The 24,687-nt window shown below is 72.0% G+C and carries 21 protein-coding genes; 10 read left to right on the top strand and 11 right to left on the bottom strand.

Annotation, left to right across the window (positions count from 1 at the left end):
- Positions 1–39 precede the first annotated feature (39 nt).
- A complete protein-coding gene (locus WMF29_RS31335) occupies positions 40–1,467 on the top strand; it encodes a sigma-54-dependent transcriptional regulator (RefSeq protein ID WP_437323802.1) in 1,428 nt (475 codons plus the stop codon).
- Positions 1,464–2,471 (top strand): ABC transporter ATP-binding protein, encoded by a 1,008-nt coding sequence (locus WMF29_RS31330; protein WP_437323801.1) that lies wholly within the window; start codon positions 1,464–1,466, stop codon positions 2,469–2,471. The genes WMF29_RS31335 and WMF29_RS31330 overlap by 4 nt, the downstream gene beginning before the upstream one ends.
- Before the next feature lie 207 nt (positions 2,472–2,678).
- On the opposite strand, the gene glmM is transcribed toward WMF29_RS31330, so the two are convergent.
- From glmM to WMF29_RS31300, 6 genes are all read right to left on the bottom strand, one after another.
- Complete coding sequence (glmM, locus tag WMF29_RS31325) at positions 2,679–4,121, bottom strand: phosphoglucosamine mutase (RefSeq protein WP_437323800.1); 1,443 nt, start codon at positions 4,119–4,121, stop codon at positions 2,679–2,681.
- Positions 4,122–4,390: 269 nt separating this feature from the next.
- Positions 4,391–5,443, bottom strand: a complete 1,053-nt coding sequence (locus WMF29_RS31320) for an SDR family NAD(P)-dependent oxidoreductase (RefSeq protein ID WP_437323799.1) — start codon at positions 5,441–5,443, stop codon at positions 4,391–4,393.
- An 84-nt stretch (positions 5,444–5,527) separates the two neighbouring features.
- Positions 5,528–6,850, bottom strand: a complete 1,323-nt coding sequence (locus WMF29_RS31315) for a bifunctional folylpolyglutamate synthase/dihydrofolate synthase (RefSeq protein WP_437323798.1) — start codon at positions 6,848–6,850, stop codon at positions 5,528–5,530.
- Entirely contained in the window at positions 6,847–7,704 is an 858-nt protein-coding gene (gene accD, locus WMF29_RS31310; RefSeq protein WP_437323797.1) for an acetyl-CoA carboxylase, carboxyltransferase subunit beta, read from the bottom strand. The genes WMF29_RS31315 and accD overlap by 4 nt, the downstream gene beginning before the upstream one ends.
- 10 nt (positions 7,705–7,714) lie before the next feature.
- Positions 7,715–8,380, bottom strand: a complete 666-nt coding sequence (locus WMF29_RS31305; protein WP_437323796.1) for a CoA transferase subunit B — start codon at positions 8,378–8,380, stop codon at positions 7,715–7,717.
- A 20-nt stretch (positions 8,381–8,400) separates the two neighbouring features.
- Entirely contained in the window at positions 8,401–9,159 is a 759-nt protein-coding gene (locus tag WMF29_RS31300) for a CoA transferase subunit A (protein WP_437323795.1), read from the bottom strand.
- A 325-nt stretch (positions 9,160–9,484) separates the two neighbouring features.
- On the opposite strand from WMF29_RS31300, the gene WMF29_RS31295 reads away from it, so the two are divergent.
- Both WMF29_RS31295 and WMF29_RS31290 read left to right on the top strand, forming a co-directional pair.
- Positions 9,485–10,810 carry a penicillin-insensitive murein endopeptidase gene (locus WMF29_RS31295; RefSeq protein ID WP_437323794.1) on the top strand — a complete coding sequence of 442 codons (1,326 nt, stop codon included), beginning with the start codon at positions 9,485–9,487 and terminating at the stop codon, positions 10,808–10,810.
- Between the two features lie 150 nt (positions 10,811–10,960).
- Complete coding sequence (locus tag WMF29_RS31290; RefSeq protein ID WP_437323793.1) at positions 10,961–11,587, top strand: hypothetical protein; 627 nt, start codon at positions 10,961–10,963, stop codon at positions 11,585–11,587.
- Positions 11,588–11,602: 15 nt separating this feature from the next.
- Here WMF29_RS31290 and WMF29_RS31285 read toward each other — a convergent pair whose 3' ends face one another.
- Positions 11,603–12,778, bottom strand: a complete 1,176-nt coding sequence (locus WMF29_RS31285; protein ID WP_437323792.1) for a hypothetical protein — start codon at positions 12,776–12,778, stop codon at positions 11,603–11,605.
- Between the two features lie 42 nt (positions 12,779–12,820).
- Between WMF29_RS31285 and WMF29_RS31280 the strand changes: the two genes are divergently transcribed.
- Complete coding sequence (locus WMF29_RS31280; RefSeq protein WP_437323791.1) at positions 12,821–15,682, top strand: ATP-binding protein; 2,862 nt, start codon at positions 12,821–12,823, stop codon at positions 15,680–15,682.
- A gap of 65 nt (positions 15,683–15,747) precedes the next feature.
- Positions 15,748–16,236: an acyl-CoA thioesterase gene (locus tag WMF29_RS31275; RefSeq protein ID WP_437323790.1), complete on the top strand. Its 489-nt coding sequence runs from the start codon at positions 15,748–15,750 to the stop codon at positions 16,234–16,236.
- Positions 16,237–16,246: 10 nt separating this feature from the next.
- Here the strand turns inward: WMF29_RS31275 and WMF29_RS31270 are convergent, their stop codons facing one another.
- From WMF29_RS31270 to WMF29_RS31260, 3 genes are all read right to left on the bottom strand, one after another.
- Positions 16,247–16,984 (bottom strand): M15 family metallopeptidase, encoded by a 738-nt coding sequence (locus WMF29_RS31270; protein ID WP_437323789.1) that lies wholly within the window; start codon positions 16,982–16,984, stop codon positions 16,247–16,249.
- A gap of 195 nt (positions 16,985–17,179) precedes the next feature.
- The gene (locus WMF29_RS31265; protein WP_437323788.1) at positions 17,180–17,575 is read right to left on the bottom strand and encodes a VOC family protein; all 396 of its coding nucleotides are present in this window, start codon (positions 17,573–17,575) and stop codon (positions 17,180–17,182) included.
- A gap of 67 nt (positions 17,576–17,642) precedes the next feature.
- Positions 17,643–17,915 carry a hypothetical protein gene (locus WMF29_RS31260; protein ID WP_437323787.1) on the bottom strand — a complete coding sequence of 91 codons (273 nt, stop codon included), beginning with the start codon at positions 17,913–17,915 and terminating at the stop codon, positions 17,643–17,645.
- 582 nt (positions 17,916–18,497) lie between these two features.
- On the opposite strand from WMF29_RS31260, the gene WMF29_RS31255 reads away from it, so the two are divergent.
- The 3 genes from WMF29_RS31255 to WMF29_RS31245 all read left to right on the top strand — a co-directional run bounded on the left by WMF29_RS31255 (position 18,498) and on the right by WMF29_RS31245 (position 22,358).
- Positions 18,498–19,160: a DUF2378 family protein gene (locus WMF29_RS31255; RefSeq protein ID WP_437323786.1), complete on the top strand. Its 663-nt coding sequence runs from the start codon at positions 18,498–18,500 to the stop codon at positions 19,158–19,160.
- Between the two features lie 844 nt (positions 19,161–20,004).
- A complete protein-coding gene (locus WMF29_RS31250) occupies positions 20,005–20,448 on the top strand; it encodes a gamma-glutamylcyclotransferase family protein (RefSeq protein WP_437323785.1) in 444 nt (147 codons plus the stop codon).
- Positions 20,449–20,618: 170 nt separating this feature from the next.
- Positions 20,619–22,358: an ATP-binding protein gene (locus WMF29_RS31245; RefSeq protein ID WP_437323784.1), complete on the top strand. Its 1,740-nt coding sequence runs from the start codon at positions 20,619–20,621 to the stop codon at positions 22,356–22,358.
- A gap of 66 nt (positions 22,359–22,424) precedes the next feature.
- Here WMF29_RS31245 and WMF29_RS31240 read toward each other — a convergent pair whose 3' ends face one another.
- Positions 22,425–23,456, bottom strand: coding sequence for an isocitrate/isopropylmalate dehydrogenase family protein (locus WMF29_RS31240; protein WP_437323783.1), 1,032 nt, complete (start codon positions 23,454–23,456; stop codon positions 22,425–22,427).
- A gap of 164 nt (positions 23,457–23,620) precedes the next feature.
- Between WMF29_RS31240 and WMF29_RS31235 the strand changes: the two genes are divergently transcribed.
- Positions 23,621–24,676, top strand: coding sequence for a serine/threonine-protein kinase (locus WMF29_RS31235; protein ID WP_437323782.1), 1,056 nt, complete (start codon positions 23,621–23,623; stop codon positions 24,674–24,676).
- Positions 24,677–24,687: the final 11 nt, after the last annotated feature.

Genomic DNA, 24,687 nt, shown 5'->3' with positions numbered 1-24,687 from the left:
TCCAATCCGGCAGGCGCGCATGCTAGGAAAGCCATCACCATGGCATCCCGGGGGCGCATCCTGATCGTCGACGACGAGGCCAACGCGCGCGCGGCGCTCTCCGAGATCCTCCGCGAGGAGGGGTACACGACCGAGACCGCGGCCGACGGCTTCAAGGCGCTCGGCAAGCTCGAGGAGTTCGCGCCCGACGTGGTCCTGACCGATCTGAAGATGCCTGGGCTCGACGGCATCCGGATGATGGAGAAGGCACAGCTCGCGCTGCCGGACGCGACCTTCGTCGTGATGACGGCGTTCGGCACCATCTCGAGCGCGGTCGAGGCGGTGAAGAAGGGCGCGTACAACTACCTGACGAAGCCGCTCGATTTCTCGGTGCTCGCGGTCGTGGTCGAGCGCGCGGTGGAGCGGGCGAGGCTGCTCCAGGAGAACTCGCGGCTCCGCGAGCGGCTGCGCGAGCGCAACGCGTTCGGGCACGTGATCGCGAGCCACCCGAGCATGGCGAAGGTCCTGCGGCTGGTCGAGCAGGTGGCCCCGAGCCGCGCGAGCGTGCTGATCGTGGGCGAGACGGGCACGGGCAAGGAGCTCATCGCCGAGATGATCCACCGCGCCAGCCCGCGGGCGAAGGCGCCGCTCGTCCGGCTGAACTGCGCCGCGCTGAGCGAGTCGCTCCTCGAGAGCGAGCTGTTCGGCCACGAGCGCGGGGCCTTCACCGGCGCCGTCGGCCGCCGCGAGGGCCGCTTCGAGCAGGCGAGCGGCGGCACCCTGTTCCTGGACGAGGTGAGCGAGATCCCGCTCGCCACGCAGGTGAAGCTCCTGCGCTTCCTGCAGGAGCGGACGCTCGAGCGGGTGGGCGGCAACGAGACGCTCAAGGTCGACGTGCGGATCCTCGCCGCGTCGAACCGCGATCTGCGCCAGCGCATCGCCGACGGGCTGTTCCGCGAGGACCTCTATTACCGGCTCAACGTCGTCACCCTGGAGATCCCGCCGCTCCGCGAGCGCCGGAGCGACATCCCCGAGCTCGCGACGTTCTTCCTCGGCCGCTATGCGCAGGAGAACGGCAAGCGCATCGAGGGCTTCACCGACGAGGCGCTGTCGGCGCTGACGTCCTACTCGTTTCCCGGCAACGTGCGCGAGCTGGAGAACGCGATCGAGCGGGCGGCGGTGCTCTGCGACGGCGCGCGGATCGAGCTCCGGCACCTGCCGGCGCAGATGTCGTCCGAGCCGGCCGAATCCGTCGACGCGATGCCCCGCGTCCCGGGGAGCACCATCTACGACCTGGAGCGCTACGCGATCCTGCGCACGCTCGAGGCGTGCAAGGGCTCGACCTCGAAGGCGGCGACGATCCTCGGGATCAGCCCGCGCAAGATCCAGTACAAGCTGCACGAGTACAGCGCGGCGAACGCGCGTGGCCGGGCGCGGCCGGGGGACGGCGCGCCCGGCGAGATCCCCGAGGGGGAGGAGGGCGCATGAGCAACGCAGCCGAGCGCATCGTCGAGCCGCGCGACCCGGGTGCCGCGCCGGCCAGCTCCGTCGGGGAAGGGGCGCCGGACGGCGAGCTGCTGATCGACGTCCGCGGCCTCCTGAAGACGTTCCAGGTGGGGTTCCTGCGCCGGAAGGCGGTCGAGGCCGTCAAGGGGGTGAGCTTCGGCGTACGGCGCGGCGAGATCTTCGGCTTCCTCGGGCCGAACGGGGCCGGCAAGACGACGACGATCAAGATGCTGACGGGCCTCATCGCCCCGACCGGCGGCGAGGCGTACCTGTTCGGCGCGCGCGTGCCGTCGCCCGAGGCGCGCCGGAAGATCGGCTTTCTTCCGGAGAACCCGTACGTCTACCCCTACCTCACCCCGCGCGAGTTCGTGGAGCTCTGCGGCCGCCTCTCCGGGATGCGCGGCGCGGCGCTGCGCAGGCGGACGATGGAGGTGCTCGATCAGGTGAAGATCGCGTACGCCGCGGATCGTCAGGTGCGCCGGCTGTCGAAGGGGATGCTGCAGCGCACGGGGCTGGCGGCCGCGCTGGTCGCCGATCCGGAGATGCTGATCCTGGACGAGCCCATGAGCGGCCTCGATCCGGTTGGCCGCAAGGAGGTGCGCGATCTCATCTTCGCCGAGCGCGATCAGGGCCGGACGATCTTCTTCTCGACGCACATCCTGAGCGACGTCGAGGCGATGTGCGATCGCGTGGCGATCCTGCGCGAGGGCCAGGTGGTGGTGAGCGGCGCGATCCGCCAGCTGCTGCGGGGCGACGTGTTGCGCACCGAGGTCACGCTGGCGGGCGCGAGCGAGCGCCTCCTGGCCGATCTCGGCGCGAAGGGCTTCGCGACCACGCGCCGGGGCGACGTCGTGGTGGTCGATGTGGAGGGCGAGGCGCGCGTGCGCGACGTGCTGCAGGCGTCGCTCGCGGCGGGCGCGCAGGTCGTCGAGGTGGCGCCGCGCCGCGAGACGCTGGAAGACCTCTTCATGCGCCGCGCGCTTTAGCCAGCGCCGTGGCGTCCCCAAGACAGCCGTAGGCCCCCGGAGAGGGTGTCCTCTGCGCGGGGTGGGGGATGGGCCGATGTTTGAGGCGCACGGATGGATCATCCGGCAACGCCGGATGATCCATCCGTGCGCCGAGTTCGGCGGGGCCCCCACCCCGCGCAGAGGACACCCTCTCCGGGGGCCGGTCAGCCCTAGCCACGCCCCTGGCTACGCCGATGCCCCAGCGACGTCCTGCTTGGCGGCCTCGATGATCTCGAGCGCGTACGCCCCGATGGTCGACGCGTCCTCGCCCTCGACCATGACGCGGAGCTTCGGCTCCGTCCCGCTCCAGCGCACGAGGATGCGCCCCTTGTCGCCCAGCGTCTTCTCGATGCGATCCACGGTGACCCGCGTCCGCTGCATGCTGTCGAGCGGCAGTCGCGTCGCGAATGTCGCGTTCTCCAGGACCTGAGGCACCCGTTGCATCGCCTTCGAGGCGAGCTCGCTCAGCGGCTTGTCCTCCTCCATCATGATGGCGAGCACCTGCAGCGCCGCCACGATGCCGTCGCCCGTCGTCGCGTGATCCAGGAAGATGAGGTGCCCCGACTGCTCGCCGCCGAACGAGTAGCCGCCGTTCCGCATCGCCTCGACGACGTAGCGATCCCCGACCGCCGTGCGGACGACGTGCCCGTTCTGGGCCTTGAGCGCCCGCTCGAGCCCGAGGTTCGACATCACCGTCGTCACGATCGTGTTCCGCGGCAGCTTGCCGGTGCGCAGCATCCGGAGCGCGCAGAGCGCCATGATCGCGTCGCCGTCCACGACCTCGCCGCGCTCGTCGACCATGATCACCCGGTCCGCGTCGCCGTCGAGCGCGATGCCGATGGCCGCGCCGCGCTTCAGCACCTCGGCCTTCACGTGCTCCGGGTGCAGGGCGCCGGTCTCGCGGTTGATGTTGCGGCCGTTCGGCTTCACGCCGAGCGCCGTCACGTTCGCGCCGAGCTCGGTGAACACCGAGGGCGCCACGCGGTACGCCGCCCCGTGCGCCGCGTCGACGACGATTTTCACGCCGTCGAGCGAGAGCGCCGTGGGGAACGTGCTCTTGCAGAACACGACGTACCGACCGCGCGCGTCGTCGAGCTTCACCGCGCTGCCGATCGCCGCCCCGACCACCCGCGCCTCGTCGAGCTCGTGGCTCTCCATGAGCCGCTCGATCTCCTCCTCCGCGGTGTCGGGCAGCTTGTAGCCGTCGGGGCCGAAGATCTTGATGCCGTTGTCCTGATACGGGTTATGGCTCGCGCTGATCACGACCCCGGCGTCTGCCCGCATGCTCTGCGTGAGCTGCGCGACCGCCGGCGTGGGGATCGGCCCGCTCAGCATCACGCGCCCGCCCATGGCGCACACGCCGGACGCGATCGCGGTCTCGAGCATGTAGCCGGACAGGCGCGTGTCCTTCCCGATCACCACCCGCACCTGCCGCGACTTCCCGTGGCTCGCGACGAACGCGATCGCGCGCCCGAGCCGCAGCGCCATCTCGGGCGTCATCGGCGGCTGGTTTGCCACGCCGCGCACCCCGTCGGTGCCGAAGAGCTTGCGGCCTGCGGCCTGCTTCTGCGGTTCGCCCGTCGCCGACGGAGCGCCCTCCCTAGGATCCTTCTTGGTGTGCTTCGGCACGGTCCCTCTCTGTGGTGTGGGGCTGAGGAGACCACCCTTAGCAACCTTTGCCAAGAAGGCCTACGGCCAATCGCCGCCGCGGCGACGGTGACGCGGTCGCTATCGCGCCGTGTTTGCAGCGCGGTCGCTACCGCGCCGCTGTTACAGCGCGGTCGCTAATCGCGCCGTGTTTGCAGCGCGGTCGCTAATCGCGCCGTGTTTGCAGCGCGGTCGCTATCGCGCCGCTGTTACAGCGCGGTCGCTATCGCGCCGCTGTTGCAGCGCGGTCGCTATCGCGCCGCTTCCGGCGGCGCCTCGTTGTTGCGCCGAGCGGCCTCGTTGCTCAGGCGCAGCAAGACCGACCCCTGCGCCGGCGTGCGCAGGTCTCGGCCCCTCGTCGTGCCCTCGCCGCCGCCGGGCGGCGGAAGGAGCGCGTTGATGAGGCCCATCAGCCTCACCGTCGCCTGTGGCGCGATGCCGTGCGCCCAGCTCAGCAGGTGCGACGACAGCCCGAGCTTCACCTCGGCGCGCCCCTCGCGCGCCGCCGCCACCACCCGCCGCGCCGCGCGCCGCGCGTCGATCGTCGCGATCGGCAGGGACGAGGCCAGGCCGAACCAGCCGAACTCGTGCTGCGGGCTGCCGCCGAACGCGGCGTTGTAGATCGACCCCGTGCGCATCGGCCCCGGGATCACCGTCGTGACGCGCGGGCCCTTCGCGCCGCCGTGCGTGAGCTCCGCCTGCACGCTCTCCGAGAAGCCCATCATCGCGAACTTCGACGCGTTGTACCCGAGCAGGTGCGGCACGGCGACGCGCCCGCCGATGGACACCACGTTCACGATGCGCGCCGCGCGCCCCTGCCGCCTCAGGTGCGGCAGCGCGCGCAGCGTCGCGTGGACCGCGCTCCAGAAGTTCGAGCGCATCGCCTCGTCGAGCTCCTCCACCCGGAGGTCCTGCATCGGCGCGACCTGGATCACGCCGGCGTTGTTGACGAGCACGTCGATCCGGCCGAACGCCCTCGCCACGCCGTCGATGAACGCCTCGGCCGCGGCGCGGTCGCCGAGATCACACGCCGCCGCGTGCACCTCGACGCCGAGCGCCTGCAGCCGCTGCTCCGCCCGGTAGAGCGCCTCCGCGTCGCGGCCGGCGATCGCCACCCGGGCGCCGTGCCGGCCGAACTCCTCGGCCAGCAGCAGCCCCAGGCCGCGAGAGCCGCCCGTGACGACCACGACCCGGCCGCGCAGATCGAGCTGCCGCAGGGCGCGGAACGCCGTCCGCGCGAGCGCGGCCGCCACGAGGGCCGCCGCAGAGAAGAGCACCGGAGAACGCCGCTTCCTGAACGCCATGCCGCGGAGGACGGCATCGCCCGTGCCACGCTGCGCGCGCCGGCGGCAGCGACGCGCCTGCACATCGCGCTGCTCGCGCCCGCTTCAGAGCGTGACGATCGGATCCGCCGCGATGCCGAGCAGCGCCGAGCGCACCTCGCCGACCAGGTAGATCGAGCCGGCCACGACGACGAGCCCGCCCGGCTCGGCGGCCTCGATCGCGCGCGCCACCGCGGCGCGCGGATCGCCGATCGCCTCGCCCGGCGCGACGTCGCGCAGCGCATCGAGCGAGGCGGCCGCGCGGCCCTTCGGCGTCACATAGAGCCGACGGTGCGCTCGTGGCGCGAGCATCTGTAGCATTTCGCCCCACCCCTTGTCGGCCATCGCGCCGAACACGAGCGTGGTGAGCGCTGCCCCCGGACCCTCCTCATCGAGCCACGCCGCGAGCGCCTGCGCGCCGTGCGGGTTGTGCGCACAGTCGAGCAGGACACGGGCGCCGCCCGCGTCGATCTGCTCCAGGCGACCGGGCCAGCGGGCCGCGGCGAGCCCACCCGCGAGCGCCCGCTCGACCTCGGGCCACCGCCCGGCGAGCTGCCACGCGATGCCGCACGCCACGCCCGCGTTCTCGGCCTGGTGCGCGCCGCGGAGGCCGAGCTCCACCTCGATCTCGCGGCGCCCCGGCCCGGCGACGCGCGCCGCGCGCGCCCCGCGACCGCCGCGCCCCACCGCGATCTCGCCCGCGCTCCCGGCGCGCTCCGCCCGCGCGACGCGGAGGCGAGGCCCGGCGCCGATCGCCTGCGCCGCCGCCTCGATCGCGGCGTCGGCCTCCGGATCAAGCGGGCCGAGCACCGCGGGCGCGCCCGGCTTGAGGATGCCCGCCTTCTCGCGGGCGATGTCCGCCAGCGTCGGGCCGAGCACGGCCTGGTGGTCGAGCGCGATCGACGTGATCGCCGTGCAGAGCGGCGCCGAGATCACGTTCGTCGCGTCGAGCCGCCCGCCGAGGCCCACCTCGAGGATCGCGAGGTCGACGTCCGCCTCGCGGAAGGCCACGAACGCGGCCACCGTCAGCGCCTCGAAGAACGTGAGCGGCGAGGGGACACGCTCGAGCGCGGCGGCGAGCGCGCGCTCGAGCGCCGCGTCGCCGATCATCTCCCCCCCGACGCGGATGCGCTCGGCGAAGCGGGACAGGTGCGGCGACGTGTAGAGGCCGGTCCGCAGCCCGGCCTCGCGCGCGATCGACTCGACCATCGCGCACACGCTGCCCTTGCCGTTCGTGCCGGCGACGTGCACCGCGGGGAGGCCTTCGTGGGGATCGCCGAGCGCGGAGAGCGCCTCGCGGACCCGGCCGAGCCCGAGCTCCATCCCCCGCGGCGCCCGCTGCCCGAGCGCCTCGAGCAGCGCGGGCAGCCGCGGCGCCGCCGAGGTCATCGCCGCGCCCGGCGGTTGGCCGTGAGGTGCTGGAGCAGCGTCCCGATGTACGCCTTCATCTCGAGGCGCGGGACGATGGCGTCGACCATCCCGTGGTCGAGCAGGAACTCGGATCGCTGGAAGCCCGCCGGCAGCGTCTGCCGGATCGTGTTCTCGATGACCCGCGGGCCGGCGAAGCCGATGAGCGCCTTGGGCTCGGCGATGTTCGCGTCGCCCAGGAAGGCGAAGCTCGCCGCGACGCCGCCCGTCGTCGGGTGGAGCAGCACCGACAGGAACGGCAGCCGCGCCTTGCGGTACCGCTCGAGCGCGGCCACGCTCTTCGCCATCTGCATCAGCGAGAGGATGCCCTCCTGCATCCGCGCGCCGCCCGACGCCTGGAGGAGCACCACCGGGAGCTCCTCGCGCGTCGCGCGCTCGAACAGGCGGGTGATCTTCTCGCCGACGACCGAGCCCATGCTCCCGCCCATGAAGGCGAAGACGAACGCGCCGTAGGCGATGTCGCGGCCGCCCAGCCTGCCGCGGCCGATCTCGATCGCCTCCTTCGCGCGGCCCTTCTTGTGGAGCGCCGCGACGCGGTCCCGGTAGCTCTTGCCGTCGCTGAACCGGAGCGGGTCGTTCGGGACGAGGTGCTCGTCCCACGCGGCGAGCTCGCCGTCGTCGAGCAGCAGCCTCCGCCAGCCGTCGGCGTCGAGCTTGTGGTGGTGGCCGCACTGCGAGCACACCTCGAAGGTGCGCGCGAGCTCGGCGGCGTCGTGCGTGTGCGAGCAGCCGTCGCAGCGACGGAACACGCCCGCTCCCAGCGAGCGCTTCTCGCTCGCGTCGGTCGTCGGCAGGGTCTTTTCAGGCCAGGTCATCGGCGAGCCCTCAGGCGCTCCGCAGGTCCATCTCCTTCACGTCGGAGGGGACCCGGAGCGTTGGTTGTGTCTTCTCCTGCACCTCTCGGGCGCTCACGCCGGGCGCGAGCTCGCGCAGCACGAGCCCCTCGGGCGTCACATCGAGCACGGCGAGATCGGTGATGATCCGGTGGACGACGCCCCGCCCGGTGAGGGGCAGCGAGCACTCGTCCAGGATCTTCGGCGCGCCGTTCTTCGCCGCGTGATCCATGATCACGACGACGCGCTTCGCGCTCACCACCAGATCCATCGCCCCGCCCATCCCCTTCACCATCTTGCCAGGGATCATCCAGTTGGCGAGATCGCCCTTCGCGGAGACCTCCATGGCTCCGAGGATCGCGAGATCGATGTGGCCGCCCCGGATCTGCGCGAAGGACTCGGCGCTCGAGAAGATCGCGGAGCCGGCGAGCATCGTCACGGTCTCCTTGCCGGCGTTGATGAGATCCGGGTCCTCCGCGCCCTCGATCGGGTAGGGGCCGATGCCGAGCAGCCCGTTCTCGCTCTGGAGCACCACCTCGATCCCCGCGGGGATGTAGTTGGCGACGAGCGTCGGCATCCCGATGCCGAGGTTGACGTAGTAGCCGTCCCTGAGCTCCAGCGCGGCGCGCTGCGCGATCTGTTCCCGCGTGAGTCCCATCGTGTCCCCTGTCCCCGCGCCTAGGCGGCCGACGCCTTGCGCACCGTCCGCCGCTCGATCCGCTTCTCGTAGCGCTCGCCCTGGAAGATCCGGTGCACGAAGATCCCGGGCGTGTGGATGTGGTCCGGGTCGAGCGAGCCGACGTCGACGAGCTCCTCCACCTCGGCGATCGTCACCTTCGCGGCCATCGCCATCATCGGGTTGAAGTTCATGGCCGTGTGGCGGTAGACGAGGTTGCCGAACCGGTCGCCCTTCCAGGCCTTCACGAGCGCGTAGTCGCCGCGGATGGCGGGCTCGAGCACGTAGTCGCGGCCGTCGAACTGGCGCACTTCCTTCTTCTCGGAGTACCTCTTCACCGCGCCGCCCGGGCCATAGAGCACGGGCAACCCGCCCTCGCTGATGGCCGTGCCCGCCCCGGTCGGGGTGTAGAACGCAGGGATCCCGGCGCCTCCGGCGCGGATGCGCTCGGCCAGCGTGCCCTGCGGCGTGAGCTCGACCTCGAGCTCGCCGCTCAGGTACTGGCGCTCGAACTCCTTGTTCTCGCCGACGTACGACGAGATCATCTTCCGGATCTGCCGGTTCTGAAGGAGGATCCCGAGGCCGAAGGCGTCGACTCCGCAGTTGTTGGACACGACCACGAGATCCTTCGTGCCGAGCTCCCGGAGCGCCGCGATGCAGTTCTCCGGGATGCCGCAGAGGCCGAAGCCGCCCGAGAGGATCGTGGCGCCGCCCGGGATGTCCCTCACGGCATCCAGCGCGCTCTTGTAGACCTTGTCCATGGCCGACCGAGAGGTAGCCCAACTGGCCGCGAGGCAAAAGCCTCCGCTGCCACCGCGGTATGCCGTGGCGCCGGCGCCGCAGCGCGGCACAGGGGCCGGGCGGCGCCGGCCGCGGCACGGCGCCGCGCGGTGATCCGCGCTTCCGGCGAACGACGGAAGCTCGCGTGTGTCCCGGGTGCATGAGGCGCTCGTCGCGTCCGCCAGCGCTCGTTCAGCGCACGGTCGGCGCACGCTCGGTGCACGTTTCAGGAGCGGCCCTCGGAGGTCGCGGCCAGGCGGCGCCGGCTTCTTGGCCCGCCCTACCGAAACCCCGTAACGCACCGGTGTGCCTCGACCGCTCTCCGTGCTGTTCACGATCCTGGCGCTCTCCCTCTCCGGCTCCCGGGCGGCCGCCGCGGCGCCGGATGCGCCGGCGCGCTCGCACGCGCGCCCCACCGCGGAAGCAAAGCCGCGGGACGCCGCCGCTGCCGCCAAGGCGCGCGGGGCGACGAAGCGCGCGCCGCGCGCGCGGCTCGCGAAGGACGACGTCACGGGCCACCGCCCCCGCGCCGGCGACGCGGGCCCGCGCTCGCCCGAGCCGGCCACGAAGAAGGCCGCGCCCCAGGCGCCCGCCTCGTCGGTCGGCCACCCCAACGAAGGGCGCCTCGAGGGCGGCGTGCGGCTCGACACCTCGCGCAAGGACATCCGCGTCGTGCCCGCCTACGCCGGCGCCGACGTCCGCTGGGGGCTGCCGGCGCTCGTCGGCATGATCGAGCGCGCGGCGCGCGGCGTGGCCAAGCGCTTCCCGGGCGCCGTGCTCGGCGTCGGCGACCTGTCGCGCCAGCGCGGCGGCGACGTCCACCGCCACAACTCCCACGAGAGCGGCCGCGACGTCGACCTCGGCTTCTACGCGCTCGACGCGCGCGGCAAGCAGGTCCACGCGCCGGTCTTCCTGCGGTTCGACGCCCGGCTCGTCTCGACCAACGTGCCCGGGGCGCGCTTCGACCTGCCGCGCAACTGGCTGCTCGTGCAGCACCTGCTCACCGATCCCCGCGCCCGCGTGAGCCACATCTTCATCTCCGATCCGCTCCGGTCCGCGCTGATCGCCCACGCCAAGCGGATCGGCGTCTCCCGCGCGCTGCTCGTCCGCGCGCAGCTCGCGATGATGCAGCCCACGGGCGCCGAGGCGCACGACGACCACATGCACGTGCGCATCTCCTGCCCCGCGGCCATGCGCGGCAGCTGCATCGAGCTCGCGAAGAACGCTCCCTCCCATGCCCGCGCGCGCATGGCGAGGAAGACGGACAGGGGGCTCCGGACACCGTCACCGCCCGCGCGCGCGGAGGCCGCGCGCCCCCCGAAGGCCGCCGCGGCGCCCGCGCCGGAGCGGCCCCGCGAGGCCGGCGCCGGCCGGCGCGACGCGGCGCAGCCCTCGCGCCGCGACGACAGGCGACCTGAACGGGAAGCGCGCCGCGCCGCCCCGCGCGCCGCTGCCGACGCCGAGGCGCTGCCGCTCGCCGCCTCGCGCGCGGCGGCGCAGCAGCCGATGGGCGGCCTCGATCTGTCGTTCCTGCGGCCTGCTGCGTCCGAGGTGGAGATCGAGGCAGATTCGGACGGCGCCGACGCGAGCGGCGCGCTCGACGACAGCGGGGCGCTCAAGATCACGGACTGAGATCTGCCGGGTGCCGTTCACTACAAAAGCGGCAAAGAGCCGGTAACGCAATGCATTGCAGGAAGTTCCGCAATCTCTGACCTGGGCGCCGTCGCGCCTGGACCCGGAGAGAAGTCCTCGGGCAGACTGGGGCGGATCAAGGGGGTGTTCATGCCGCAAGAGGACTCCCACACCTCGATTCCCACGCTGCCGTCCGCGGCATCGCTCATCGCCAGCGATCACGATCGCCGCGCGCTGCTCGCGGCGCTCACGTTCGTCGGCAGGCCTCCCCGGAGCGCGGGGGCGCTCGCGATCTGGTTCGAGAAGCACCTCGTGGCAGCCGGGAGGATGCAGCGACCGGCCTACGTGACCGAGGGCTTCTCCAAGCAGGTAGCGCTCGGCCCTCAGGTCCCGGCGGCCCCGGATGCATCCGAGATCGAGCAGCTCGTCGACGCGGCGCGGCTCCGGGTGCTCGCCTCGCTTCGCGCCTTCATGCCGCCCGTCGCAGACGATCGCTTCCTCGCCGCGGCCATCGACGGCGGGCGCGTGCGCCGCGCCGGAGGCCCCGCGCCGTGGGAGCCGTGTCCGTGCGAGGAAGACCTGCTCAGCGACATCGTCCTGAGCCTCTTCGCCGCGGACATCCTCAACTTCCGCGCGTTCCACGACGCCCATCTCTGCGTCTGCAAGACCTGCTTTCGCATCGATTTCGATCCGAGCCTGTCCGGTCGCACCGGCTGCCCCGAGCACGAGCCGACCGTCGCGCTCAACGTGATGCGCCGCAGCCGTCCGTCGCTCTGACGCGTCACCCTGGGCTCAGAGGCAGCCGAGGCGGCACTTGGACGCCTGCTCCAGGCAATCCGACAGGCAGCCCTGGTAGCGCTGGTACTGCGTGCTCTGCGTTGGCTCTCTACCGCACTGCGTCGCCCTGCACGCCTGGTGTCGCCGCTCGCACGCACCCAGGCACCCGGTGTTGCCGCCGGCGGGCGCAAGGCCAGCCGCGGCCGCCGCACGGGGCCCCGCCCCTGGAGACGCCGGCGGCGCGTCCGGCGCCTGCGTGGCAGGCGGATCGCTCCGCTGCGCCGGGGTGGTCCGGTACCCCGCCGAGGCGGGCGACGGACCGCAGCGCTCGAAGGCGCGGCGCATCACGTCCTCCGCCGAGCCGGGCTGGATCTCGCACGCCCGCGCGAGGCTCTCGATCCTGCGGTCGATCGCGGCGGCCGCGCGCGACGCGACCCCGTCCGGCCGCGCCGCCGGCGGTGGGGCGCCCCTCTGCGTGGCGCTCGCGGACGCGGTGATCCCGCGCACAGCGTCGTCCCCCGTCGCGCTCGACGCCCTGCCGATGAGGAAGGCCACGATGAGGCTTACCGCCACGAGCCCAAGGGCGGCGAGCGCGAGCCGCGAATCGATGCGGCGCGGCCCGCGCGCCGGCGCGCCGGCGCGCGGGGAGCCGGCCGGGAGGTGCGCCGGCCCCGCGGCGCCGGGCGGCGGCGCCTTTTCGGGCTGCGGCCCGGTGACGTTCGGCGTCCGCGGGGTAGGCGCGATCGCCGGCGGCGCCAGCGTCGCGACCTCCAGGGGAGGCGATGGGGCCACCATCGGCGAGAGGTTCGGCAGCGGCGCCGGCCGGGGGATGTCCGTGTGCGCCGGTTCGCTCGACGCGGCGGACGGCACCGTCGGCGTGTCGGGCCACTCCACGAGCGGCCTCGCCGCGCGGAGCCTGTCGACGAGCGGCCCGAGCTCGCGCCGCTGCTCGAAGCGCCGGACGAGCTCGTACGCCGCTCCCTGGATCCCCCGCTCCCAGGGGATGTCCGGCACGCCGAGCTCCTCCGCGAAGCGGCGCAGCTCGGCCAGGCTGAAGCAAGCCGTGATGCGCCCGCGGATCTCCGCGGCGCTGCGCGCCGTGCTCCCCGACGTCCCCGTGCCCTCGCCGTCCACGCCCGGCAGCTTACCGCACACGCCACCGAAGCCGAACCTGGTATAGGCTCCGGACATCGTGTCCGGCGCTGCGGCACCCGGGGACGTGGAGGCCAGGAGATGAGCCGAGAGGACAGTGCAATTGGCGCGGCGCCGCCCGCCCTCGCGCCGCTGATCGGGCGCGAGGCGGAGCTGTCGGCCCTGGCCCGCGCGCTCGACGCGGTGGAGAGGGAGCGCTCCACGCGGACCGTGACGCTCGTCGGCCCGCCGGGCATCGGCAAGAGCAGGCTCGTGCGCGAGTTCCTCGAGCGGCGGCGCCAGGGCTCCGCCGCGCTGCGCGTCACCTCGGGCAGCACCGGCGACATGGCGTCCGCGTACGGCGTCTTCACCCGGCTCCTGCGCGCCCGCTTCGGCCTCTCCGACGGCATGGACAAGGACGCGGCCCGCGCCGAGGTCCGCTCGCAGGTCGCCCACGTGATGGGCGACCGCAAGGTCGGCGACGTCATCTACTTCCTCGGCCAGTTCATCGGGCTCGCGTTCGGCGACAGCCCGCTCACCCGCGCGGTGCAGGACGATCCCGCGCAGGCCGACCTCATCCGCCGCGCCGTCCTGAAGGCGTTCCTCGAGGCGGACGCCGTCCACGGCCCCCTGTGCCTCGTCTTCGAGGACCTCCACGCGGCCCACGACGACTCCCTCGCGCTCCTGCGCTACCTCATCGAGTACCTCACGGGCCCGGTCCTGATCGTCTGCGCCGCCCGCCCCGAGCTGCTCACCCGCCAGGACGACTGGGGCAAGGTCGGCGACCGGCGCCACGCGCTCCTGGAGCTCACGCCGCTCGGCGAGGCCGCCGCGGCGGAGATGGCGAGGGCGCTGCTCGCGCCCTGCGCGCCGCGCGGGAGCGACGCCGTCGTCATCATCGACGTCGTCGACGCCGTCGATGGCGTCGACGTGAAGCGCCCCGACTCGCAGCCCCAGCCGGGCGTGCCGTCGGAGCTCGTCGAGGCGGCCTGCTCCTTCGCGAACGGCAACCCGGCGCTGCTCGAGCAGATGGTCCGCATCTGCCACGAGCAGGGCGTGATCGAGGAGCTCTCGCCCGACTCCGCGGGCGGGCCGCGCTGGCGCGTGCACCTCGGGAAGCTGTCGACGGCGCGCCTGCCGATGACGGTCGAGGACGCCGTGAACGTCCGCCTCGCCGCGCTCGATCACGACGGCCGGCAGCTGCTCGAGCAGGCCGCGACGATCGGCCCGGTGTTCTGGAGCGGCGCGCTGTTCGTCCTCGGCAGGGCCGGCTGCCAGGCCCCCGAGCTGTGGGGGGAGGAGCAGAGCGACAAGGATCTCGACCGGATCAACGCCGCGCTGCGCTCGCTGTGCGACCGCGGCTACCTGCGCAAGCAGAGCGAAACGAGCTTCGCGGGCTCGGACGAGTACGTGTTCGTGCACGCCAAGGAGCGCGAGGCGCTCCAGAAGCGGATGAGCGCCGCGGCGCAGCGGCGGTACCACCACGCGATCGCCGAGTGGCTGGAGCAGCAGGTGGCGGTGCGCGCGAGCGAGGAGTTCCTCGCCGAGCTCGCGACGCACCGCGAGCGCATCGGCGACGCGGTGCGGGCGGGGCTCTCGCTGCTCGACGCCGGGGACGTGGCGCGCGGGCGCTACTCGAACGCGAAGGCGGCGGAGTACTACGCGCGCGGGCTCTCGCTGCTCGGCGACGCGCACGTCGCGCGGCGCATCGACGCGCTCCACGACTACGGCGACGTCCTCCAGCTCGCCGGGCGCATCGACGACGCGCTCGCCGCGTTCCGCGAGATGCTGACGCTCGCCTACCGGCTCGACAACCGGCGCAAGGGCGGGGCCGCGCACAACCGCATCGGGCGCCTCTACCGCGAGAGCGGCTCGCTCGACGAGGCCGGCAAGCACCTCACGACCGCGCTCCGCCTCTTCGAGGGCGCGCGGGACGAGCGGGGGATCGCCTCGACGATCGACGACATCGGCAAGCTGCACTGGCTCCGGGGCGAGTACCAGGAGGCGCTGAAATGGCTGCGCGACGCGCTCGCCCGCCGCGAGCGGATGGGGGATCGCCGCTCGATCGCGCTGTCGCTGAACAACCTCGGCCTCGCCCTGCAGGACTCCGGCGAGTTCAAGCAGGCGCTCAACACGTTCGAGCGGTCGCTCGCGATCCGGCGCGAGATCTCGGACCTGCTCGGCGTCATGATGAGCCTGAACAACCTCGGCATGATCGCGCAGGACCAGCGCGATCACCGCCACGCCCTCGAGCTCTTCGAGGAGGCGCTGGAGGTGGCGCGGCAGGTCGGCGATCGCAACCGGACGGCGCTGATCCTGACGAACATCGGCGGGACGCTCTACCGGAGCGGCGATCCCGACGAGGCGGTGCGCGTGCTGCAGCAGGCCGAGGAGCTCTGCGACGGGCTCGGCGACCGGCTCGGCCTGGCCGAGGTGCGGCGCGCCCTCGGGAAGGCCTACATGCTCCGGGGCGATCTGGAGAAGGCGCGCGACTCGATCAGCCGGGCGGTGGACCTGTTCGCGTCGGTCCGGAGCAAGGTGCACCTCGGCATCGCGCTCCGGACGCTCGGCGAGATCACGGCGGCGGGCGGCTGGGGCAGCGCGCACACGAAGAGCGCGCGCGCGTATTTCGCGCGCTCGGTGAGCATCTTCGAGGAGACGGGGAACGAGCTCGAGCTCGCGCGCACGTTCCAGGCCTACGCGCGGTTCCTGACGACCGATCGCAGCTTCGTGGCGAACATGGCGGCGCGGCGCGAGGCGGTGGCGATGAACGAGAAGGCCGAGGCGATCTTCGGGCGGCTGAAGGTCACGTCGGTGCGCCTGGAGGACGAGCCCACGCTCCCGACGGGCCCGCCGGGCCAGTCGGCCCCCACGAAGTCGTCGGTCAACGCGAGCCCTGGCCGCTCGCCCACCCCCGAAGAGCCGTCGTTCCCGAGCCCGGGCAGGGCCTCGACCTCCAGCTGAGGCCGGGTGATCCGGGCGGGCCGGCGTGCTCTGGCGCGGGGGGGCGCCCGTGATACGCATGCCGGGTGAAGGCCCTGCACGAGAAGCGCGTCTCCGAGTCGGTCACGACGATGACCGAGTACGTCCTGCCGACGCACACGAACGCGCTCGGCTCGATCTTCGGCGGGCAGGTGCTCGCGTGGATCGACCTGTGCGCCGCCATCTGCGCGCAGCGGCACACCGGCAGCGCGGTCGTCACCGCGGGCATCGACGACCTCTCGTTCGATCATGGGATCAAGGTCGGTCAGGTCGTCCGCCTGGCCGCGCGGGTGACGGCGACCTTCCGCACGTCGCTCGAGATCCTGGTGTCGGTCGAGGGAGAGGAGGCGATGACGGGCGCCATCTGGCCCATGGTCACGGCCTTCGTGACGTTCGTGGCGGTCGACGCGTCGCTCAGGCCGACCGCGGTGCCGCCGATCGTCCTCGAGACGGACGACGATCGCCGCCTCGCCGAGGCCGCGGCGGAGCGGCGCGCGCGGCGGCTCTCGCGGCGCGGGGGCGGCCGCGGCGCGTGATCGCCGCGCGCTACTTCTTCTTGATCCGGTCGGGATCCCCGAGGAACTCGAAGTGCATCGTGTCCTCGAGGTCGTCGTGTCCCAGCCAGTCGAAGCCGTAGCGCTCGAACGCCTTGATCCAGCAGCGGGACAGGGCCGTGCGCTCGTAGGCAGTGCGCTTCTTCTCCTGGCACAGCGGGCTCGTGGGCCACGGGTCGACGCAGCCGCAGCACGGGTTCCGGTCGGGATCGATGTCGATGGCGATGCCGAAGAGGTGGTTCGAGATCTCGGCGCCGCGGTAGCTGTTCGCCGTGCGGAACCCGCCGACCGCGCGCGGCGTGTAGCGGCGGGACTTGCGGGTGCACGTCGAGCGGATCCGCTTCTCGACGCAGTGGAGCGCGGGCGCGATCTTCTCGTGGATGGAGAGCGGGAGGCCCATGAACTGGACGGTCGTCGCCTGGGAGTGGGCGCTCTCGGAGTTGTGGCGCCGCGTCTCGTCGGTCTCGACGTGGCCGTAGTGCTCGGCGAGGTAGCGGACCGCTTTGGCGTGCTTCGTCGGGTTGAGCATCCCCTTCTGCACGAAGGTGCGCCGCTTCAGGAACTTCTGCGGGCTCTGCACGCGGCACTCGTAGCTCTTCGCCTTTTTTCCCCGGGCCGGCTCCTTGGCCTCCGCGACGGGCCCGCCGCCGAGCCCCGAGGGGCCGGCCGCGAGCAGGGCGATCGCTGCTGCCACGAGCAGGTGCACCCGTGTCCGTCCGTTCGCGTTCACGGCCGGAGGTTAAGCAGGCCGTGTCAGGCGCGGCAAGGACTTGCCGTAAAAGCCTGTCAGGAGAACCACCGTCAGGGAGACGAGCGCATTCTTGCAGCGGGCAGCGGACGGCGCGCTGCATCGCTCGCAGCCGCACGGTCCGTGCGAGCTCAAGAAGTGAGCTGCGGCGAGCTCATGGGGTGAGCTGCGGCGAGCTCATGGAGAGGTCCACGGCGAGCAGATCTCCACGAGGACGCCGTTCAGGTCACGAACGTAGGAGACGCGCTGTCCCCACGGCTTGTCGTGGGGCTCCGATACAGGCGCAGCGCCGGCCTTCACGGCGCGCGCGAACGCCGCGTCGACGTCCTCGCTCGTGACGATGATCTCGAGCCCGGCGGGGCGCTCCCCTGGCCGGTTCTTCGCGAGCTCGGGGAGGCCCTTCTGGGCGAAGTCCTCCTGCACGAACCCGAGCGGCACCTTGCCCTTCAGCTCGCAGTATTCTTTGCCGTTGGAGACGAAGCTGCGCTCGAAGCCAAACGCGCGCTCGTAGAACGCGGCGGCTTCCACCGCATCGGGCACATAGACGATCACGCCACCCAGTCCTGTGTTCATGAGGTCCTCCTCGGGGGTCCTGCCCCACACGCCGGCATCCTAGGGCGGCGCTGCTGACAGCGTCCGGTCAGCAGCCTCGCTCGATGTATGGGCGCGAGCGAGGCGCGAAACGCTCGCGCATGAACCCCCTCCCCACGCTTCGATCGATGGCAGAGCACGACGCCCGGTCGAACCAGAGGCTCCCCACGCTCGACGCCGAGGTGCATCTTCTGCGCGGCCGAAGTGCGGCTTCTGCGCGGCCGAAGTGCGGCTTCTGCACGCGGACCACGTCCAGGTCGAGCGCGTGGGGAGCGCGCAGGTCCACCTCGTCGTCCACCAGATTCATCGTGGGCAGGCGCACGCGATGCTCGCCGGTGCTCGCGTGAAGCCGCCGCCGCTCGACGGTTCTTCAGGGCCGAGGAGCTTCCGCGGCGCGAGCGGAGCTCCGCGAGATCGGCACTCCGGGTGCGTCAACGCGACGCCTCACGGCGCGTCGAGGCGAGTCGTGGAGCGTATCGATGCGAATTTCAAGGCACGTCGAGGCGAGCCTCGAGGCAACTTGACGCGAGCCTCACGGCGCATTGACGCGCTGTTCCTTCGGCTCGGCACGCTGGGAAGTGTGTGCCGCCGCAGACGCGTGCGCCGGCGGGAGCGGAGAACGACACCGTCCCGGTCATCTCCACGCGGTTGCACCGCTGAACCAGCGTTTCATCCATGCAAGGGAAATCTGGCATGAACCCCGGGTTCACGCGGTGACTCGTTCAGTGAGTGGTCGGCATGGCCGTTGCTAGATGGGTCGTGTGCCCTTCGCTGCGGCGGTTGCCGCAAGCGGCCTTTGTGTTGAGTCTTTTTTTGCGGCGAGCTCCCTATGAAAGAGGTCCGCAGCGACCAGCGCCGGCAAGCGAACGAGACGCCCATTCCCAAGAGCGGTGTCATGCGCGCCATGCCCCGAAGCGTCGCGCCGCCGAGCGCACCGTCCACAGAGGGGCTGCTTGTCGGGCCGAACGGAGCTTCGTTCGAGGTGCGGCCTTCCGATCCGCTCCTCGGCAACATCGACATCGACGCCGTGGTGGCGGGGGTCCCCGAGTCCTACGCGATGAAGGGGATGTTCTTCAACGCGCTGGCGGCGACGCTCGGGGAGCGTTTCGCTCAGGTGGTGTCGACGTTGTCGAGCCCGCCGAGGGGGGGGCTCTACCTGCCGTTCTCGGACTATCCGACGCGCGACTTCCTGCGCCTCTACGACGCGGCCGCGCGTCTCTCCCACCCGAACCGGAGCTCGCGGGAAGGCTATCGCCGCCTCGCGCGGCAGCAGGTCGGGGCGTTCAGGGAAAGCGCGCTCGGCCGGATCACGATGCACCTCGCGACCGACCCGGGCGCCGCGCTGATGCGCTACACGGGCAGCCTGGGCGCGCTCGTGAAGGGGCCGTTGGCCAGGGCGCGGCAGCTGGGGCCGTCGGAGGTGCAGATCGACATCAGCTGCCACCGGGGTACGCTGGAGTACCCGCTGGGGAACTTCGAGGCGCTCGTCATGGGGTACGGCGCCAAGCCGACCATCTCGGTCGAGGTGCGGGGGGCGGAGACGCTTCAGTTCCTCGTTAGCTGGTAACCCGCGGGCCGGTGGGCCGCGCCGGCGGGAGGGTCCACGCGGCGGGGGCGGGCGGGCGCTCGGCCATCCGCCAAGACGGGGACCGAGGCGCTTGCGCTGAGAACACCACCCGGCATGTCTCCCTTCGGGCCATGCCTGCTGGGGCGTTGTGTTGCGCGCCACATAAGGCGCGCCTGAGACGTAGAGCCCCCTGCGACCTTATGGCACCTCGGTCGGTGCTCGCCGCGCCCACCCGCCCCCGCCGCGTGGACCCTCCCGCCGGCGCTACGGCGGTAGGGGGAGGGGGATCCGGTGGTGGAGAGGGGGCGACGGCGAGGAGCGGTTGCCGTGCGCGCTCGCGGTGAGGGCGGTGCCGGGTCAGGGCGGGGTCGTCGAGACATAGAGAGTTGCGATGATTTGAGTCGGCTTGCGGCCGGTTTATCGAACCTGGCGACCATAGATATCTTCGTTCAGCGCGAGGTGATCTTGAATCGATGGGGGGAGGGATCGAGGTCGCCTCCGAGAAATGGATGTCGCCTTCCCAGAGGGTGAATGCTCGGTCGAATGAGAGCCGCATTCGCGCTGGACAGGAGAATTGGGGGCTGTGCGCAAGACTGCGCTCGAACTCCCATCGAACGCGAGCGTCGAGCGCGCATGAGGTGCTGTCGGAACTGGTGGATGCTCCTTGGAACTGGCGAGTCGCTCGCGGGAAACGCAGCTCGCCGCAGGTGCGCAGGTGCAACATTCCTCTGGAGCTACATGATCATCACGGCCTCGCCAGCGTCGCTCCGACGAGCCTTGCGCTCGCGCCCTCCCTTTGCGAGCGTCTGAGGCGGGCCGCAGAGCCCGTCCGAGGACCACGCCAATGACTACCCACGAGATCGTCCTCTTCGTCTACGACAACCTCATGACGGGCGAGGAGCAACACGAATGGCTCGCATCAGCTCGCCCGCTCGGTGCGGCGACCACGACACCGCAGTACGCGCTCGTCGACCTCGGCACCAGCGGCGCCCTCGTCCAGGGAGGGCTCATCGCCGTGACCGGCGAGCTCTATGCCATCGCTCCGGCCGCGCTGGCCGCGCTCGACGTGCACCGCGGACACCCGGTCTTGCACCGGAGAGCAACCATCCGCCTCGCCGATGGCCGCGAAGCGCAGGCCTATCTCCTCTCCATGGAGCAGGCGGCCGGCTGCCGACGCGTCCGCGAGGGCGACTGGCGGAAACGCCGCGGCGCGCCCGGCGCTGTGCGGACCCGGGACAACAGCCCACTCGTGAGCTGGGCGAAGCGCCGCTTCGACCCCTCCCGCTGACCAGTCTGCGCGCTCCTCTCTCGGCGCTCGGCGCGAGTCGTCGCTGCGCAGGCACACGAGCCTTCCCTCGACGCACTGCGCATACTGTACCCTGGGAGCAGGCAGGGCGCGTCGCTCGTGGAACGGCGCGTGCCAGCGCAGGTGCTATGGGCATGGCGGCGAGGGAAAGCGTGGCGGGAATCTCAGCGCACGACCAACTCGGCGACAACGACGGCGAGCCTGAATCCGCCGCTGCCCAGCTCGCCAAGGTCGTCGTCGAGGCGGCCGCCGCGCTTTCAGGGAAGTTTCAGCCGCAAGCGCTCCGCGAGATCATCGCCGAGCAAGCCGCCCGGCTGCTCAACGCAGACCTCTCGCTCCTCTACGGCGCTGCAGTGGAGCACCACGCGCGGCCGATCCGGCTGGTCGCCTCCTCCAACCTGCCGAGCGCGGTCGCCGCGCAGCTCGCGGACCTCACGGGCATGTCGTCCCTCGTGCTGCGCGCCGCGGAGAGCCGCCGCATCGAGCATGCCGTGGTCGACCAGGCCGCCTGCGAGCGCTTCTCCGACCTGAGCGCGCTCGCGGCCAGCACGAGGCCCCGCTGGGTCCTGTCTGCGCCCCTGCTCAGCGCAGACCGGCTCTTCGGCGTCCTCTTCTGCGCGTTCGGGAGCCGCAGCGCGCCTTTCCAGGAGATCCTGCCGCGCGTGCAGGCCCTATGCGCGCTGTTCGCGCTCGCGCTCGCGGGCGCCGAGCCCACCGCGGGCGCGCGAACGCGCCCCGGGGGCGCCGAGTACGTGCGGGGCGCGGACGCGCCGGGGCCCACCGAAGCTGCTTTGCACGAGGTCGAGTGGCGCCTCGCGGAGGAGCGGCGATGGCTGCGCAGCGTGATCGAAGACTTCCCTGTCGCCATCGCCATCCTGGACGAGCGCGGCGGTCCCTCGCTCCTCGCGAGCCGCCGCTGCCAGGAGCTCTGCGGCGGGCCACACCCGCTCGAGGCGCTGGATATGGGGCGAGGTGCGCTTTTGTGTGAACCGGGGGGACGGCCGCTCCTGCTGCCTGAAATGCCCCTCGTTCGCGCGGCACGTGGCGAGGGGACGACGTGTAAGGAACTGTGGTTTCGAAGGACGGACGGGAGCTACGTCCCCGTCGTGGTGAGCGCTGGGCCCATCCGGGGCGAGGGCGGCGCGATCCATGGGGCCATCGCGAGCTATGAGGACGTCACCAATTTCAGGGAGATCCAGCGGCTCCGCGAGGAGTGGACCTCCCTCGTGGCGCACGACCTCAAGCAACCGCTCTCCGCGATCTCCGCCTACGCGGGCATGCTGTCGCGGCTGCCCGAGTCCGCTGGTGCAACGGCGTGGACCCAGAAGATCCTGTCGAACGTCCGCCGCCTCGATCGGATGGCCGAAGACCTGCTCGACGCCTCCAAGATCGAGGCGAGGCACCTCTCCCTCGAGCGGCAGCCGACGGACGTGCGCGCCCTGCTCCACGCGAACGTCGAGCTCGCGGCCGCTGAGAGGCCCGATCGCGCGATCGTGCTGACGGCGGACGAGGCCGCGCCGCTCGTCCTCGTGGACGAGGCGCGCATGGATCAGGTGCTCGGGAACCTCCTTCTCAACGCCGCCAAGTACGGCGATCCCGACGCGCCGACCCGCGTGACGCTCTCTCTCCGCGACGCCGAGGTCGAGGTCGCGATCGAGAACCGCGGACCGGGCATCCCCCCGGACGAGCTGCCGAGGCTGTTCCAGCGCTTCCAGCGGCTCTCGTCACCCCCGTCCCGGGGCCGACCGCCCGGCACCGGCCTCGGGCTCTACATCTGCAAAGGCATCGTCGAGGCGCACGGCGGCCGGATCTGGGCGCAGAGCGAGCTGGACGAGACGACGTCCTTCCACTTCACGCTCCCCCTCCCGGAAGCGCCCTCGGGCCGCGGCTGACCCCGCGGGCCACAGCGGCCTGCGCCGCGGCGAAGGGGCGAGATCCGCCGTGCTGACGTCGCCCGCTCAGCCGTTCTTGATGCGCGCCACGATGGCGTCGGTGAGCGTCTTCGTGTCCGCTTTGCCGCCGAGATCGCGGGTGCGGACCCCGTCCAGGTTCAGCGCCCCGTCGATCCCGGCGCGCAGGCGGCCGGCGAGCTCCCGGTGGTCCACGTGGTCGAGCATCATCGCGGCGGCGAGCATGAGCGCGATCGGGTTCGCCACGCCCTTGCCGGCGATGTCCGGCGCCGAGCCGTGCACCGCCTCGAAGATCGCGGCGTGCTGGCCGATGTTCGCCCCCGGCGCCATGCCGAGGCCGCCGACGAGGCCCGCGATCTCGTCCGAGAGGATGTCCCCGAAGAGGTTCGTCGTGACGATGACATCGAACTGCCACGGGTTCAGCACGAGCTGCATCGCGCACGCGTCCACGATCCGCTCGTCGGTCGCCACGCGTCCCTCGTAGCCCTTGCTCACCTCGCGCGACGTCTCCAGGAAGATGCCCGTGAGCGCCTTCATGATGTTCGCCTTGTGGACGATGGTGACCTTCTTGCGGCCGTGCTTCTCCGCGTAGTCGTAGGCGAACTCGGCGATGCGGCGCGAGCCGACCCGGGTGTTCACGCCGGAGCCGATCGCCACCGCCTGCTCGTCGCTGCCGATCGGGATGTAGTGCTCGAACCCCACGTAGAGACCCTCGAGGTTCTCCCGCACGAGCACGATGTCGATGTTCTCGTAGCGACCGCCCGGGATGAGCGTCCGCGCGGGGCGCACGTTGGCGAAGAGCTTGAACTCCTGCCGCAGGCGCACGTTCGACGAGCGGTACCCGCCGCCGATCGGCGTCTCGAGCGGCCCCTTGAGCGCGAGCTTCGTGCGGTGAATGCTGTCGAGCGTGGCCCGCGGCAGCGGGTCGCCGGCGTCCTTCACGCCGGCCATGCCAGCCACGCACGTCTCCCATTCAAAAGGCGCGCCGAGCGCGTCGAGGGCGCGCAGCGTCGCGTCCACGATCTCGGGGCCGATGCCGTCGCCGGGGATGAGGGTCGCAGGGTGCTTCTGTGAGGTCACGGGCTGTCTCTCGATCTCGGGGTGAGTCGTCGCGTCGACGAGGAAAGGCGCACGCATAGCCGAGGTGCGCGCCGCGATCCACCTCGCCGGAGCTGCGCCGCGCGCCGCCCGCCCGCAAGTCCCTTGAGGATCCCCGCCCCCGCCGCCATCATGACGCGGGTCCCATGATTTGCCCGCGCTGCCACCGCGCGTACACCGATCGCTCGTACGGCTTCTGCCCCGACGACGGCGCGCGTCTCGTCCAGTCGCTGTCGGCCGCGCCGCCCGCGCAGCCGACGCGGCAGTTCGGCGCCATCCTCGAGGATCGCTATGTGATCCAGGGCTTCATCGGCGCCGGCGGCATGTCGCGCGTGTACCTCGCGGCGGACAGCCGCACGAAGGAGCAGGTCGCGATCAAGATCCTGAACCGCAGCTTCGCCGCCGATCGGGCCCAGCGCGAGCGGTTCCTCCGCGAGCTCGAGGTGGCGGCCGAGCTCGGGCACCCCAACATCGTCCGGGTCCTCGACGCGGGCGAGCGCAAGGACGGGTCCCCGTTCATCGTGCTCGAGCTGCTCACCGGCGAGTCGCTCGGCGTCCTGCTCCGCCGCGAGGTGGCCGTGAGCGAGGCCGTCGCGCTTCCGCTGATACGGCAGGCGGCGTCGGCGCTCGCCCTGGCGCACGCGGCCGGCGTCATCCACCGCGACGTGAAGCCGGACAACCTGTTCCTCGTCCGCTCCCCGGGCGGCCCGCGCGTGCTCAAGATGATGGATTTCGGCTTCGCGAAGCTGAAGACGGGCCCCACCACCGCCGCCGGTCTCGTGCTGGGCACCGTCCCCTACATGGCCCCGGAGCAGGCCCTCGCCGATCCCATCGACGGCCGCACCGACGTCTATGCCCTCGGCGTCACCATGTTCCGCATGCTCGCCGGCCAGCTGCCGTTCTCCTCGCCGGACGACGTGGTGGTCGTCGCCCAGCACGCCTGCACCCCGGCCCCGCGGCTCAGCACGATCCGGCCCGGCATCGATCGGCGCATCGAGGCGCTGGTCGCCGCCGCGCTCCGCAAGGCCCCCGAGAACCGCTACGACTCGATGCAATCGCTCCTGGAGGACGTCGAGCGCATCCTCGGTGTCCGCCCCGGCGAGCCGATCGGCGTGCCGCTCAGGAAGACCCCGGACGTCTACGAACCGGTGAACCGCGCCGCCCGGGAGGCGCTCAAGTTCCTGCGGCGCCAGCTGCCCTGAGCCGGCAGGCA

It is taken from the genome of Sorangium sp. So ce381 (assembly GCF_051473845.1).
GTDB classification, from domain to species: domain Bacteria; phylum Myxococcota_A; class Polyangia; order Polyangiales; family Polyangiaceae; genus Sorangium; species Sorangium atrum.
Note: the sequence above shows the minus strand (reverse complement) of the source record. Positions and strands in the feature narration are given on the sequence as shown.

Coding starts and splice junctions, on each gene's coding strand:
- WMF29_RS31335 (WP_437323802.1), top strand. CDS start 40: ATGGCATCCCGGGGGCGCATCCTGATCGTCGACGACGAGGCCAACGCG.
- WMF29_RS31330 (WP_437323801.1), top strand. CDS start 1,464: ATGAGCAACGCAGCCGAGCGCATCGTCGAGCCGCGCGACCCGGGTGCC.
- WMF29_RS31320 (WP_437323799.1), bottom strand. CDS start 5,443: ATGGCGTTCAGGAAGCGGCGTTCTCCGGTGCTCTTCTCTGCGGCGGCC.
- WMF29_RS31315 (WP_437323798.1), bottom strand. CDS start 6,850: ATGACCTCGGCGGCGCCGCGGCTGCCCGCGCTGCTCGAGGCGCTCGGG.
- accD (WP_437323797.1), bottom strand. CDS start 7,704: ATGACCTGGCCTGAAAAGACCCTGCCGACGACCGACGCGAGCGAGAAG.
- WMF29_RS31305 (WP_437323796.1), bottom strand. CDS start 8,380: ATGGGACTCACGCGGGAACAGATCGCGCAGCGCGCCGCGCTGGAGCTC.
- WMF29_RS31300 (WP_437323795.1), bottom strand. CDS start 9,159: ATGGACAAGGTCTACAAGAGCGCGCTGGATGCCGTGAGGGACATCCCG.
- WMF29_RS31290 (WP_437323793.1), top strand. CDS start 10,961: ATGCCGCAAGAGGACTCCCACACCTCGATTCCCACGCTGCCGTCCGCG.
- WMF29_RS31285 (WP_437323792.1), bottom strand. CDS start 12,778: ATGTCCGGAGCCTATACCAGGTTCGGCTTCGGTGGCGTGTGCGGTAAG.
- WMF29_RS31280 (WP_437323791.1), top strand. CDS start 12,821: ATGAGCCGAGAGGACAGTGCAATTGGCGCGGCGCCGCCCGCCCTCGCG.
- WMF29_RS31265 (WP_437323788.1), bottom strand. CDS start 17,575: ATGAACACAGGACTGGGTGGCGTGATCGTCTATGTGCCCGATGCGGTG.
- WMF29_RS31255 (WP_437323786.1), top strand. CDS start 18,498: ATGCCCCGAAGCGTCGCGCCGCCGAGCGCACCGTCCACAGAGGGGCTG.
- WMF29_RS31250 (WP_437323785.1), top strand. CDS start 20,005: ATGACTACCCACGAGATCGTCCTCTTCGTCTACGACAACCTCATGACG.
- WMF29_RS31235 (WP_437323782.1), top strand. CDS start 23,621: ATGATTTGCCCGCGCTGCCACCGCGCGTACACCGATCGCTCGTACGGC.